Below are 15297 nucleotides of genomic sequence, written 5' to 3' on the forward strand. Positions count from 1 at the left end.
CTGGAATATCTTTGCTATGAACTGGAAGTGATGAACCCAGACACCGGGGAACGGACCCATTTCTATAAAGCGATCAAACTGGCCCGAGTTATCCGAGTGCCGGCTAATGCCAAGCAGTCCACCTCCTTCATGGATATGCAGATGCAGATACTCTCTGGCGTCCATGAAAGGGGCCTTAACATGGTCACGATCATAGCGAACGTGATTAAGCCTGTAGCAATCGGACTTCTCTACCTCTATGGTGTGCAGGGGGTGTCTGAGGACCTTGAGGAAGCCAAACAGCAGGCCCATTATGATTTTCTTGGATTGATAGGAATGCTCCAGGGTACGTTCCGTGTACTGGAGGTGCGTGTCGTGGAGGCCCAAGAGGCTGAGTGGTTGCGGGAAAAAATGTATAATATGGACTACCTCACCGTGGTCCGGGGCATCCCGAAGGCAAGTAAGGCGGGAGAGGACCCGGGAAACCGTGGGATTGGCGGGCAAAACCTAAATCCCGATTCGCAGGGGACCCTGGAAGAGATCATTTCTGGCATGGCTGACTACGAATATGTATTGGAAGTGCTCTCCACGCCTGTATACATGGACACGCTGATGGGGTGGCAAAGGCAATCCCAGAAGGAGATGACGGAGTGGTACGGTCAGCTTCAGGGTACAAAATCCATCAGCATGAACCTGTCTATCCCCATGATGTATATGGCGAATGCCAGCCAGTCACAGGGTTGGTCACGGGCGTTTACGGATGCGGATACGGTCAGCTACGCGCAGGGCGAGAACTTCAGTATGTCGGAAGGCCAGTCTGTCGGGGAGTCATTCTCTCAGTCCTTTGGGCGGACAGTCGGCCACACGGAAGGAGCAACACTGAACAATTCGGTATCCCACGGGATTTCACAGTCCGAAGGCGTCAGCTTTGGGGAAACCCTGGGCCAGTCCCATGGGACCAATGAAGGGGCCTCCGCAAACCTGGGAGCGACCCATTCTCAAGGAGACAGCTATGGCGTGAGCCAGAATGAAACAGAGGGTCTGTCCATGGGACAGAACTATTCGCAAAGCGAGGGCTATACCCAGGGAAGCAGCTATAACCTGTCACACGGCCAGAACGTAAGCCAGTCTCACAATGTCGGCCAGAGCCAGAATATGGGTTACAGCCTATCGGAGTCTGTCAACTTCGGGAATTCCGCAAGCCATGGTCAGAATGTGGGCAGCTCACTTAATATCGGACAGTCGGAAGGCTACAATTATGGGCAGAACTATGGCTTTAGCCAGAACCAGGGCGTTTCGCAGAGCTATAGTGAAAGCCACACGGAATCGGAGGGATCATCAACAGGGGGAAGTGTGGGTGGCAGCCTCCTTGCCATATCCGGAAATGTCAGTCATTCCTCCAATGAAAGTACCTCTGATGGGGAGTCCACCAGCCAGGGTGTCAACTCAAGCTGGGGTAGCAGCTATGGTGGGTCTTTTGGGCATAACCTGGGTACGAACATAAGCAGCGGCACCTCCAGGGGTGAGAGCGTCAGCATGACTGAAAGTATGGGATACGGACAGAGCTTCGGACAGAATTATGGTTTTGGAGTCAACGAATCCTATGGTACCAGTATCGGTGAAAGCCTCTCGGAGGGGTGGGGTGTGAATGAGTCTATCTCCCACTCACAGTCCCTTGGCAATTCAGTCAGCCAGTCCTTGTCACAAGGCAGGGGCGTCAATGCAGGGGTCAACGAGTCATTTAGCCAGAACCAGGGAATTGGAAAAAGTTTTGGTGTAAATGATGCGATGAATTACAGCCAGAACCGGGGACAGAATGTCAGCGTTTCACAAAGCGAGACACTGGGGCAGTCTCTGGGGCAAAGCGTGTCCAATTCCGTCAGCCAGTCCGCAAGCGAAAGCGTGGGCAGGAACGTAGGACGCAACGAAAGTGTCAGCCAAGGTAATAGTTATACCACCAGCAATGGGACAAGCAAGGGGACCTCCCAGGGGAATACCGGGGCGGCAACACTCGGGACTTCCGCATCCATGGGGCTTGGACCCAGTATCGGATATTCCAAGTCTTATCAGTGGCTGGACCAGGGGGTCAAGGATCTTCTGGAACTGATGGAATACCAAAACGAGCGGATCAAAAAGGCCCTGCGGGGACAGGGCGCGTTCTATACGTATGTCTATATCGGTTGCCCGAACCTAGACGCTCTTTCTACCGCACAAGCTATTGCAAAGGCCACCTGGCAGAACGAGGGGGCGATGATCCAACCTTTGCAGGTCATCGATCTGACGGAAACCGAGCAGAAGCATCTCCTGTACCATTTCGCAGCCTTTTCTGCGGATGTGACAAGAGAGGATGTGTTCGGCTGTCAGGAATATAAATACTGCACAGTCCTCCTGCCGGAGGAATACGTTTCCTATACACATCTTCCACGTGTCTCAGAAGGCGGCGTGTTCAGCATCGTGCAGGATGTACCGAAATTCAGTGTCCCGTCCCAGCTCAAGGGCGAGATCTATATGGGAACGGTACTCAATTCAGAGCGCTTTTCCTTTAAGAACGGCTACCGGACTCCTTATGATTACCGGATACCGGAAGAGACGTTGATGCATGGGTTCTTCACGGGCGCTTCCCGTTCAGGGAAAACCGTGGCGGCAATGCGGTTCATCGCAGAACTTGCCCATGTAAGACGGAAGAAGACAGGAAAAAGGCTTAGGATTGTCGCTATGGACCCAAAGCAGGACTGGCGGACACTGGCCCGGTTTGTGGAGCCGGAACGGTTCAACTTTCATTCTATGGGGAACCTAAATTTCCGTCCGATCAAGATCAATCCCTGGAAGATCCCAAGAGGCGTCTGGCCGCAGCTCTGGATCGACGGCGTGATTGATATCTATTGCCGTGCTTACGGGTTATTGGAGAGAGGAAAGCAGATGCTTGGCGACGTAGTGTTCGAGCTCTACGACGAGGCGGGTGTGTTCGAGGCCTGTGATAAGCCAGACTGGCGTGAGACCGTCTCAGAGCTGTCCCGTTCGGTCAACTTTACCAAGATCTATGATGCCATGTTTCGGAAAAAGGCGGGGCTGGAGGACCCGACGAACCGAGGAGGCCGGGCGGGCAATGACACGAGGGACGCATACGCAAGGCTACTCGACCGGCTTTCCTGCTTCAATCGTGAATATTCCATTGAACGCAGGTTATATGGAGGCTCGGATGGGATCGGTATCGATGAGCTGATCGGGGACGATGATGTGACGGTACTGGAGTCCAAGGGTCTGGAAAATACGTTTAAAAACTTCATTTTCGGTGTGATCACTTCTGGGTTCTATAAATACGCTTTGGCGCATGAAGGAGGTTACCTGGCGGAGGACCAGTATGAGACCGTCCTGGTGATCGAAGAAGCGAATGAGATCCTAACCGGAAATGACGCTGCCGGCACTGGGGCAGGAAAAGAGATGGGCTTAAGTGGTCAGTCCGAGTTTGAACAGATGCTTGACCAAGCAGCTGGATATGGTCTGTTCATAATCGCCATCACCCAGAAGATTGCCGATATGCCTTCCTCCATTATCGCCAATTCCGGCATTATTTTTGCCGGCAGGTTGACTAGACCGGATGATATCACAGTCGTGGTCCGAGCGGTGGGAAGAGAAGAGCGCATTGATGACCGTGACGTAGTGAAATGGTTCCCCAGGTCGCCAACGGGCTGGTTTGTCTGCAAGACGAGCCGGACGACGGATTTTAAAGACGCTGAGCCTGTCCTGGTACAGATCAGCAGGCTGAACATCAGTCCACCTTCCAACCTGGAGCTGGACGAGATCCTGCTTCAAAAGGAAGCTATGCAGCAATATCATCTTTTCTCGGAGACCGCCTAATAATCGTTTAGTAAGGAGGCCCTTTTCAGGGCCTTCTTTTGTATAGCTCAAAAGTAGAAACCTGAATTGAAATCATGCAATCTAATTAACAGAAAGGAGGATATACATTTGAAATCTAAAAACAAAAAGATCATAGCGATCCTCGTGGCGGCCATCCTGTTCGCCGTGGCGGGTGGCATGGCACTCTATCTGTACCTAATGCCACAGAAGACGACCGTTTATGTGTTTAGAGACAATTATGAAGCTGGAACAGTCCTTTCAGAGGATATGCTGACATCTATCCAGTGCGATTCCAAAATCGTGACTGCCGGCAGCAATGCAGACACGTCCAGCCGTTTCGTTACAGGCGCTGATATCGAAACAGTCCTGAACACCGGGGATTCTCTACGGATGGACGTGGCGTCCGGAATGCCCCTAACACTTTCGATGCTTTCTGTAAACGGCGGATCCAGCGTGGAAATGAACATGGATCCGTCCAAGATTGCGGTCACGGTCCCTGTAAACAGTATTTCCGGCGTAACGGATGACCTGAAAGAGGGATCCAGGGTGAATATCTATGCTGCCGGGATCGAAACAACAGGCACGACGCTCCTTTTCCAGAATATGCGCGTCCTGTCTGTCGCACATGACTCGAATGGAGCACTTACAAGCGCCACCATCGAGGTCACAGTTGATGAGTCCTTAAAGCTTATTTATGCCGCCAACTATTCGTCTGTCTACTTAGGCCTTGTAGACAGCGCCGGGTACGAATTTACAGAGGAAACGGAACCGACTTATGCGCCAACAGACACACAATAGAAAGGAGGATACGCGGGCCTGGCCCGCAGCAAGTAATCACGTATGCGTAAGATATTATTAGTAGACACGAATTATGGTTTTCTATCTGATGTGGAAAGCCGTCTCATCCTGGAAGAAATCGATGGGATTGATATTGTCACTTCCAACCGGATCGAAAATCTTGGCAGGGAAGTGGCGGATATAAAGCCAGATGAGCTCCTAGTTTCCACAAGAATATTGGACAGCTATGGACAGCTTGATTTCGGTATCCCGGTCAAGTCCTATTCACCGGATAAAGAGGGGCTTTCCAAAAGCTTGAAAGCCGGCATCCCCTGCCTGGGAGTGATCACATCCACAGAGGTACTATTAGAAGCGGTACAGTCTGACAAAACGATCGAAGTTGCACCAGCAGACGTTCAAACAACAGCAAATGAGGCGGAAACAACGAGTATAAGCATAGCGGAAATAAACGAAAAAAGTGATAATAAGATCCCTGATCGGACAGGAGATATCCCAAGAGACCACGCGCAAGCTTATCCCGTCAGAAGGAAAGAAGCTCCCTATGAGTCGGACTATGAAAATGAGCCCAGGCCATACTTTCAGAAGCGCACCTCTGACCGTCCACTCCCGGACAGGCGGTACGGGGATCCGTATTATGACACGCCCTACTATGAAGAAAGAAGAGAGTATCAGGATTATTATAGACCAAGGGCTCGATATCCACATCCATATTACCAGCGTGACCCTGCAGATCCATGGCCGAGAGATGACAGTTACGGTCTACGTGCTCCCAGGTCACGGGAAATGTATGGACGGCGCGAGTCGGGGGATGATCGCGAACGGGGCAGAAATGAGTTGTATCGGGACAGCTATGCGGATCAACGGTACGAGGAAAATCGAAGAAATCCGGTATTTCTGCCCACTAACGAACTACCTCGCCCTGAAGCAAGAGAAGCCGCTAGGAATACCGATATAGATCGATGGAACCAGGCGGAACGCCGTAAGGATCCTTATGACATGCGTGACCGTATCGCAGGACGGACAGGCCATGTTTATGGAGAAGTGCATGGAGAGTATCCTGAAAAAGATGAAGAAACCATGCACGAAGTGAACCGGGATATGGGAACGGAAAGAAAACCCGCCAGGCTCATTACCGCTTATTCAGCCAAAGGAGGCGTGGGTAAGACAACTATTTCCTGTGAGCTTGCCACGTTTCTGGCCCTGACAAAGCACGGAAGGGACAACTTCAAGGTATGCGTGTGTGATTTCAACGTCACGTTTGGGGATGTACTCAATGCTCTGAGCTATGACCCAAACAAGACAACGATGAAAGACTGGGCGACTGACATCCATAGGCGACTTGCGTCCGGGGAGCCCTGCGGGAGGATACAGTATGCGGAGGAAGAAATTTTGGGCTATCTTCAAAAAAACGAAAAGGATGGCTTATATGCCCTCCTGGCACCGGTGTCCCCCAGGGATGGGATGTCCATATCGGATGAAGAATTAGGCGTTATGCTGCGTAATCTTATCCATAATGGAGGATTTGATTTCATCATATGCGATACCGGCAATGATCTGCATGATGCAAGCTTCATGGCAATCGAGATGGCAGATGAAGTCCTCCTGGTCCTGACGCAGAGCGTGACGAGCGCAAACTGCAATTACAGTTTTTTGAGCACGCTCAACTATATGAAAGATAAGCTGCACTTTGACATGGACAGGATCAAACTGGTGATCAACCAAGTGAAACCGGGCAAAACGGTTGGCATCACGGTCGAGGAATTGGTAGACACGTTCAAAAATCCGGAAACTGGCAAGCCATTTCTCTGCTATGCCAGGATCCGCGATAATGACAGTGTGCGCAGCTCCCTCAATCTTGGCACACCCCTGGTCTATAAGTCCAACCATGAATTTACCAAGGCTATAGGGGAGATCGCCTCAAAGATTATCGGCGATAACTTTGTCCTAGAGGAACCAGAGAAAAAAGGATTCTTTTTCAGGCGCAAAAAGAAGAAGTAATTATTAAGGCCGGACTTGCTCCGGCCTTCCTTTATTTGGCTCAAATACGGGGATATTAAAAAAGATATTGCACACTACAGGTAAGGAGGTAGCAAAATGTCGTTGATCAAGCAAAAAATAGAAGAGATACATGACGAAAAAGAAGCGATCGATCAGCGGATCGATACAGAGCCACTTCGGCCAACGGAAGATGAGCAAAGACGAGCTCAGGAGATCATCCGTATGATATCGGATCAGTTTGCGGACGTACTTATGTACCAGCACGTGGATGATCTGAAACCGGAGATCGAGGCAGCGGTGCGGGATATGTGCTCAGGGCTTCGAATTTCCTATGAAGAACAGAGAAGGATTGAAAAAACCGTCCTTTTGACAGCCCTTGGTCTCGGTCCTATCGAGGTGTTTCTCCGAGATCCGGAAGTGACAGAAATCGTTGTCCAACGGTATGACAATATCGTTGTAGAACGAAACGGGCGTATAGAAAAGGTAAATGCCGTTTTTGCAAGCGAAGAGCATCTGGAGACGATCATCAAACGGATCATCCAGTCAGACGGACGTCAGATTAATCTGATGACGCCGATCGCAGATGCAAGCCTACGAGACGGCAGCCGGGTGAACGCAACGCTCCCGCCTGTTTCCAGGGACGGGGCAACCCTGACGATACGTATGTTTAATAACAAGGTGCTGACCGGAAGGGATTATATCAGGATGGGATCCCTTAACAGGGAAATGCTCTATTTCCTAGAGCGATGTGTCCGTGGAAAGGTAAGCATCTTCGTATCCGGAGGGACAGGTACAGGTAAGACTACTCTTCTTAACATGCTTTCTGCCTTCATCCCACAGGACGAGCTGATCATCACGATCGAGGATACCTGTGAACTAAAGCTCCAACAGCCTAATGTCCGGCGCATGGAGGTACGGCTAAGTACCAATCCGGACATGATGAGGGTGGACCAAAAGGCACTTGTTAAGGCAGCTCTACGGCAAAGGCCAGACCGCATCATCCTGGGAGAGACTAGAGACGGCTCCGTTGTAGACCTCATTTCCGCCATGTCAACTGGCCATGAAGGATCCATGAGTACGATCCATGCGAATAGTCCAAGGATCATGTGCGATACGCGGATCCCGATCCTCTATACGATGAACCGTGAGGCGGATTTTTCAGAACGATCCATTGCGATGCAAGTCGCAGAGGCCATTCAGCTGGTCGTACAGATCAGCAGGTTCCCGGATGGCACCCGAAAGATCACGCAGATCACCCATATTGATGGGATCAATAAGTATGACAAGGTGAACCTTCAGGATATTTATGTTTATGATAGGGATGCCGGCGATTTTAATTTTACGGGGTACACCCCCAAAAAGCTTATAAGGCAGATCCGTGAACGGGGCCTTTCATTTGACGAGGAAATATTCATGAAGAAGAAAGACAAAGCTGCCAGGAAGGAGGAAAAGGATTGATACCAGTTATCATCTTATACGTGCTCGCAGTCATGATGACCGGGCTATATTTTATTGTGAAAGTACATGCAAGGAGACGAAAACTCGCAGATGAAGCAGATTTTATCGATCTATTCATAGATAGTAGGAGAAAGGAAATAGACAGCCTGGGAATTTTTTTCAGTATCACTTGGTACATCGGTGTTCTTTTGTTTGCACCGATCATATGTGGGGCTATCACTTATGTCTTTACAATGCATATGGGTTTTTCTATCTTGGTCGGACTTTTCGGGTTTTCCATCCCCGAACTTATCCTGAAGCTGCTCAAACATGATTCGCGCAAAAAATTTGAAGACCGCTATGCAAGAAGCCTCGAGCAGATGAGTACATCACTGCGAGCTGGCATGAGCATTTCGCAGTCCGTGGAGGATGTGGCCAGATGCAAGTTCCTTCACGAGTCTATGCGGAAGAAATATGCTAAAATGAGCAGCGACCTTCGAATGGGTATCAGTATCCGTGACGCATTCCGTGATTTCGCAGAGGGAACACATAGCCAAGACGCACAGGATGTGGCCTTGTGTATTGATGTACAAAACGAAGTGGGCGGACATGAGGCGGATGTCATCGAGCAGGTAGCAGGGAATATCCACGATAGGGTCATGCTTAGAAGGGAGATCAAAAGTATCTTTGCTGATACAAATACAACCGTGTACATGATGGATGTTTTGGCGATAGGCATTATCCTTGGATTTTCCATCTTAAATCCCACCTATGTGGAGGTATATTTTTCCAATCCGCTTATGACAGTCGTATTCTTGGCTTTACTTATCCTGCCTGTTATAGGGTCGGTGATCTGCCATAAGATCATCAACAGCACAAAGAAGGGGGTGTAGACAGTGAACAAAAATGCGGTCACTATTTCAATCCTGAGCGGATGCGCTATCTTTCTTTTTGTTCTGTTTTTTGCAGCGATTATGTACAACAAGACTGTCAAAAAACTTAGATCTTCAAAGAAAGATGGATGTGATGACTGGCTTCTTGGTGACTTTTCAAAAAAATTGTACAGCGCCTGTTTTGGAGGACAGGATCCGGACATGATTGCAATGAAACTGGGGATTGAGGTCGAGAAATACTATAAGGCCTGCGCGATCCTACGGAAGGAACCAGACATGCTCCATCTTGTCATGAACCATATCTACGGGATCTTCTTCGCAGGGATCGGACTGGCCCTGGGATTTACGATATCCTATCTATTCCTTATGCCCTGCCTTGTGGCTGCTGCCATTCTATGCTTTTTGGACCAGAAGGTCATGGATGCCAAGGTGGATGATATGCGCAGCCAGATTTCCGGTGAACTACCCAGGTTCCTTGATTTGCTACAGACAGAGCTGCAGGTGGGGCTTCCAGTGGAGAAAGCCATTTATATCCTTTGCTCTAGGATGAAAGAGACACTTCTTGCGAAAGAGTTTATGAGGGCTCTCCATGAGATGCAGATGGGAGCAGGCGGCTGGCAGGAAGCGATGGAAAACATTGCGCAGAAGTATGATGTGGAGACCCTGAGCGAATTCGTTCTGAACGTGACAACAGCATATAGGAAAGGAACCTCCGTTGCTGAGACCGTTACAAGAAAAGCAGATGAGATCCACAAGACTCATCTGCTGACCGTAAAGGAACGGGCGGGGAAGGTGCAGAATTATATCATCGTCGTTATGATGATCTTTTACCTTGTGCCAACGATCCTGTTTTTACTGATACCGACCCTGACGCAGATATCCGGCGGATTAATGTAAGGCTGGAGGATCAAATTATGAGAAACATAGCGGTATTTGCCGTTCTTATCCTATTTACATTGTTTGCGGCGCTTTATGACAGGAGATCATTCCGGATCCCCAATCAGGTCGTCTTTCCCGGAATGCTGGCAGGGCTTCTTCTGTCGGACAGCTTGCCAGAACTTGGACTTAAGCTGCTTGCCCTGGCCGCACTATATCTCTTTGGTATGACCCGTCTTATGGAAGCAGGGGATCTCAAATTGTGGATGATGGTATCCTGTATCATCGGATTTACTGATAGCTGTTTGATCATCCTGTTCGCAAACCTGTTCCTGATCCTGAAGATTTATGTCGAAAAACCTGTTGAAACAGCTTGTCTTTTAAAGACTGTATTTGTCCAATTGTACAGCTTAAAGAGGATGGCGATCGCAAAGGAGAAGGGATATGCTTTCGCTCCTTATGTATTTTGCGTGACTTTTGTCTATGTACTCATACAGATTGTGAGGTTGATGTTTTTATGAAGCAAAAAAAGGGTTTTTTTAAGCAGGGTATGGGCGAATTTATGGAAGGTGCGATTGCCATGCTCTTCCTTATCACCCTTCTGATCCTGCTGATCAGCTTTACCATGCTGCATACGGCGGGAGGAGCCATGGAATATGCCGTATCCGTGATCGGGCGGGAGATTGTGACATGTACCTCATTAGAAGATGCCAGAAGGACCGCCCAAGAGCAGGCAGAGCTGATACTAGGGGATTCAAGGACAATGCCGCGGGATGCGATCCGGGCGGATGTTGGGTATGCGCCTGGTTCAGACACTGAATGGGAAAAGGGGAACTTTGTATTTGTCACAATCACGGCAGAGCTTCATAACCTCATGCCTGTCACATCCGGGACAAAGGAGGTTTCGGACCTTGTTATGATCGAATATACAGGAGGAAACAGATAATGCGGAAAATAGACTGGAAAAAGGGGACCGGCTCCATGCTGTTCGGAACTGCGGTTTTAATGATCGCCCTGGTCATAGCGCTCATGTTCATCCAGCTTTTTATCGTCCGGCAGCAAACCCTTTCCCAACAGGCAGCCTCTGACGCGATCGCAGACGGGACTGCAGTATATATGTCAAACGAAGGGCGGACCTATGATGATGCATATGGGCGCGCAATGGAGATAAAAGACTTGATAACTGAAGAGACCGGGACAACGGTGGGAAATATGTCGATCGACAGGCAGGCATTAGAAGATGAGAATACGGTAACTGTCGATGTAGAGCAGGAATACCCCTATATCATGCACGTTAGAGAGGATAATGCATACACTGTGCGCATTGGAGCTTCCACGGTGTTTACAGGGGGAAGTACCGGAGATCTTATCAACCCTTGTCCATCCGGGACCGTCACGAGTGAGTTTGGCGGACGTCAGTCACCTGGCGGCATCGGAAGTACCGATCACCGCGGCAGGGACTACGGAGCACCTATCGGGGCTGATATCCTTGCGGCTGATGGTGGACGCGTAACCCGGGTATCTGCAAGTGCAGCTCGTGGTAACTTCCTTGTGATAGACCATGGGAATGGCATGGAAACCTTGTATCAACATTGCAGCCAAATCCTGGTAACACAGGGACAGACCGTGAACCAGGGAGACGTGATCGCAAAGGTAGGCAACACAGGGAATTCCACGGGACCGCATCTGCATTTTGAGGTGCATATCAACGGTACACCCGTAGATCCCAGAGAATACCTGGAGGAGTGATCCGCATAAGACTCGGCTGTGCCCGAGTCTTATGTTTCCAGTAAACATATACACTTTTTTCTGCAAATATTTGGAATTGAAAGACCATTATTCATACTAGAAATAAGGTGGTTTCGGGAAGGAGGAGTGTGAAGGCAAATGCCCGTGAAATGTAATTATATTCAAAAGGAAAAGAAGATCAAATGGACCAGAGGATCGGGTGAATTTTTAAGCCTGAGTGTCGTGGCTGTCATGGTTACCTATGTCATTATTATGATTACCGGATTCCTCCAATTGTCCGCAGCCACATCGCAGATTACCAAGGCTGTCAGTACAGCAGGTAGGTCCGCCGCCGTATGTACGTCTCTTGAAGATGCGCAGAAACAAGTACAAAGGGTGGCGGAGACGGCCATCCTATCCGAAAATATAAGCGGGATACAGACCAGCGTTGACTATGCGGGTGGTAGCACTTCTTGGGAGCCAGGAGCCTACTTAAAAGTAACTGTGTCAGCTAGTGTGCATACGATCGAGCCTTTTATTTCAAGGTGGATACTTGCAGCCGGAAGCGAACAGCACACATTATCTGGAAATTATGCCAAAAGCGTGATCGTCTCCGTGGAAAATGGCGATGATCTGATCGGAGATACGAACGCGGAACAGATCTTTAATTATTTGACTACTCACGGTATGACGCCGGAAGGGGCGGCAGGGATGATGGGGAACTTGCAAGCCGAGTCGGGCCTTAACCCGGCAGCTGTACAAGGGCATTCCCATGACGCCACATACTGCCAGGACTATTTAGCAAGGGTCGATTCAGGAGAAATAACAAGGGCGGAGTTCGTGAGTGAGAACAGAGGGTTTGGTCTTGCCCAATGGACAAGCCGCGGACGAAGAGGAGCGCTTTACGATCATGTGCAGCGTTCGAACGCTTCGATCGGAGATTTGGAAGCGCAGCTTGAATATCTGGTCCAGGAATTGCAAACAAGCTACCGGATGGTATGGAACGTGTTAAGTACGACACATTCCGTAAGAGCGGCATCTGACATTGTTTTACACAGCTACGAAGCTCCAGCTGACCAAAGTGCTGCTGTAGAGCTTTTGCGTTTCTCCTATGCCCTAATGTTCTTTAACGAGTTTAACTGATATTTTCAGAAGGCCGGCTATGCCGGCTTTTTGTTACTCCGGTCTTTTGCACATACTATGAATAGCAGGAACATGCTATAAGATGGAATACTCATAACAGTAACTGCTCAGAATTAGTTTACAAATTTGAAAGGAGGTAATGCACATGTTTCAGAAAATCCGTAAATATAATGCCTGGCTCCTTGAGGATGAGACTGGCATGGAATTTCTTCAGGTCGCTGCCATTGTCGCCCTGGTAGCTGGTGCGATGTTCGTTATGGGAAACCTGTTCTCAACCATCACGGACACAATTGGTGACGCAACTGAGCAGGCCGGGAGTGGTTTTGACAGCATGCTCAATGGCGGTGGCGGGAGTACACCGTAAAGGGAGGACTTCCTCCCTTTTAGTTTAATAGGAGGCTTATATGCGACAAAACAGACGATTATTATGCGCACTACTGGCTGGCTCCATGCTTGTCAGTAGTGCTCCTTTATACGTTTATGCCGATGAACAGTCCACGGAGATCAATGAAGATGAAAGTGTCACTATCACATCTCCCGGAGAGCAGGGCGGGACATCCAATTCCAATTCGAGCGTGTCGAATGACAGCAGCAGCGGCAGCTCCCACAATTATACTTCGGCGGAATTAAATGCCAGTGAGGAAAAAAAGGCAGTCATCAACATGCTAAAAGACTTCATGGAGCAGGCCAAGGAAGATTCCAGGGGAACAGCATACGGCTCCGGATCCGCCTCTAACAGCCTTATCAATATCGGGATCGTGGAAGTATCTGAAAGCTCCCTGGCACAGCTTCTAAATCGGCTGGCGGCGTTTAACCAACTTCTTGGGGAGGATGCTGTGAATGAACTCTATAATGATCAATCCTGGAACATGCCCACGCCCTCCCTGCCATCCGATGGATCTGTAGACAATCTTTCCATGACGGAAAAAGATAAGATCAAAGAAGCGATTGCCGAAAAGGAAGGGCTCAGTATCAGCCCGGCGCTGTCCTTCCTCATGAATCTGGATGGCTATGGGGGACGAAGATTCCATATCACATTCGATGTAGACCGATCAAACCCTCTATCGATCCTGCAGCGTCTGCCTGCTTTCCAACTTACGGATGTAACTGGGATTCGCACAGACCTGATCCATGGAGGACTCAATGATACAACACTCTGGAGTAACCGGTTCCAGGCGTTATCCCGTTTTACTTCGAATGCGATGGAAGATTACTCAAGTCTGGCATACATTAAGGACTACCATATCAACCAAGTGGAGACAGACTATGTAGAGAATATAGACTATACGTCCGATGAACGGAAATGGGTCGTGACAAACGCTGCCACGGGGGAGGTACTGGAAGAGAGGATCACAGATAATCCAAGGCACGATTTCATGTTTTCGGGATATGGTCCTGGTGAATACCTTGTGACTGCCTTTCAGATGGCGGATGTGACAAGAGGGACGTTCGTGCGCTACGATGTATGCGATTACCTTATCGATGCGGAAACCGGGAATATCTTATACTTCACAGAGAGGCTGGTCAGCAATGACAGTGGTGGAAGCATATTGGCCGATGCGCGGACCAACCAGGAATACATGCCTACAGGCGACACATTCCGGATCCGTGTGAATGACTTAGGAGAGGTTGAAACAGATGGATCAGCTACGGAACGCGTTGAATAGGAGGATTGGACATTGAAAAGAAGAGTAGTTTATGCACTGCTTGTCTGCCTGATGGCAGTAACATTGGCCACAGGCTGTAACAAAGAGGAAACATCTGAAGGCACAGCAGCGCCCGCGCAGAAAGAAGAAGGCATTGAACCATACCAAGATAACGAGAAGTTCCCTGATGGATGCACTCTGATTGATTATAGTGAGTCTTACACGGAAGAAGAACTGAAACAGTATGCGGCAGATATCACTCAGATACTTTCAGATTATTATGGGGTTATGTATAACTTTACTCATGATACAGAGGATTATTCGGACACACTTGCCGGATATTTCGGGACATCCGAGTGTTTTGAAGGAAATCATGCAGCTCGGGACAGGAATTTCTACAAGATATTCAAAGGGCTGAACATGGAATCTACCTTTGACTCCTATGTGCTGAAAGAACTTGCTTTGAAAAAGGACACGATCCTTCCGGAGGTCGATGCAATCGGCTACGTGAAAGCTGATTTTAAGAATGACAGGGTGGAAGAGGGCAGATACTGCGTCCAGAGCAAGGTAACCCTGATCATGGAGGAGGGGACATGGAAACTTTACAAGACAGAGACAAACGTCGTCTATAAGGAGAAGGGGATGGAACTATATAAAGCAACAACGGCCAAAGACGGCATCCTGTTTAAGGGGACCAATGCGATCACATGGGATGTGATCCATCCAGACGAGTTCCTGAAGAATGGTGGATCGGATATAAGCGTAAATGAAGAAGATTATGATCAGGTAATTGATTATTGACGATTTGGCGGTGAACACTCGTGATAATTGTCGAAAGTAGTTTGCAAAGAAATGTATGGGACAGCTATGGTGGCTGTCCCATTTGTTTCGCACTAATTGGTGGTATGAGGTTGCTTGGTATCAAAGATATGTTTTTAGAA

At 49.0% G+C, this 15297-nt stretch carries 13 protein-coding genes; all 13 read left to right on the forward strand.

The annotated features are described in order from the left end of the window. Window positions 1–3837: serine-rich protein (locus Q5911_RS12720; protein WP_303183298.1), on the forward strand; the 3837-nt coding region annotated here is incomplete at its 5' end. A gap of 108 nt (window positions 3838–3945) precedes the next feature. Beyond that, a complete protein-coding gene (cpaB, locus tag Q5911_RS12725; protein ID WP_303183300.1) occupies window positions 3946–4635 on the forward strand; it encodes a Flp pilus assembly protein CpaB in 690 nt (229 codons plus the stop codon). Between the two features lie 42 nt (window positions 4636–4677). Beyond that, entirely contained in the window at window positions 4678–6633 is a 1956-nt protein-coding gene (locus tag Q5911_RS12730; RefSeq protein ID WP_303183302.1) for an AAA family ATPase, read from the forward strand. Between the two features lie 96 nt (window positions 6634–6729). After that, entirely contained in the window at window positions 6730–8091 is a 1362-nt protein-coding gene (locus Q5911_RS12735) for a CpaF family protein (RefSeq protein WP_303183304.1), read from the forward strand. A gap of 359 nt (window positions 8092–8450) precedes the next feature. Next, window positions 8451–8963, forward strand: a complete 513-nt coding sequence (locus Q5911_RS12740) for a type II secretion system F family protein (protein ID WP_303183306.1) — start codon at window positions 8451–8453, stop codon at window positions 8961–8963. Window positions 8964–9164: 201 nt separating this feature from the next. Beyond that, on the forward strand, window positions 9165–9860 hold the full coding sequence (locus Q5911_RS12745; RefSeq protein ID WP_303183308.1) for a type II secretion system F family protein: 696 nt from the start codon (window positions 9165–9167) through the stop codon (window positions 9858–9860). A 17-nt stretch (window positions 9861–9877) separates the two neighbouring features. Then, a complete protein-coding gene (locus tag Q5911_RS12750; RefSeq protein WP_303183310.1) occupies window positions 9878–10360 on the forward strand; it encodes a prepilin peptidase in 483 nt (160 codons plus the stop codon). Further along, the gene (locus tag Q5911_RS12755; protein WP_303183312.1) at window positions 10357–10785 is read left to right on the forward strand and encodes a hypothetical protein; all 429 of its coding nucleotides are present in this window, start codon (window positions 10357–10359) and stop codon (window positions 10783–10785) included. The genes Q5911_RS12750 and Q5911_RS12755 overlap by 4 nt, the downstream gene beginning before the upstream one ends. Continuing rightward, on the forward strand, window positions 10785–11588 hold the full coding sequence (locus Q5911_RS12760) for a M23 family metallopeptidase (protein ID WP_303183314.1): 804 nt from the start codon (window positions 10785–10787) through the stop codon (window positions 11586–11588). The genes Q5911_RS12755 and Q5911_RS12760 overlap by 1 nt, the downstream gene beginning before the upstream one ends. A 138-nt stretch (window positions 11589–11726) precedes the next feature. Further along, window positions 11727–12710 (forward strand): phage tail tip lysozyme, encoded by a 984-nt coding sequence (locus Q5911_RS12765; RefSeq protein ID WP_303183316.1) that lies wholly within the window; start codon window positions 11727–11729, stop codon window positions 12708–12710. A 145-nt stretch (window positions 12711–12855) separates the two neighbouring features. Further along, entirely contained in the window at window positions 12856–13074 is a 219-nt protein-coding gene (locus tag Q5911_RS12770) for a hypothetical protein (protein WP_303183317.1), read from the forward strand. Window positions 13075–13114: 40 nt separating this feature from the next. Continuing rightward, window positions 13115–14377, forward strand: a complete 1263-nt coding sequence (locus tag Q5911_RS12775; protein ID WP_303183319.1) for a hypothetical protein — start codon at window positions 13115–13117, stop codon at window positions 14375–14377. Between the two features lie 12 nt (window positions 14378–14389). After that, entirely contained in the window at window positions 14390–15157 is a 768-nt protein-coding gene (locus Q5911_RS12780) for a hypothetical protein (RefSeq protein WP_303183322.1), read from the forward strand. Window positions 15158–15297 lie beyond the last annotated feature (140 nt).

It is taken from the genome of Lachnoclostridium phocaeense, assembly GCF_959599685.1.
Taxonomy (GTDB): Bacteria; Bacillota; Clostridia; order Lachnospirales; family Lachnospiraceae; genus Claveliimonas; species Claveliimonas monacensis.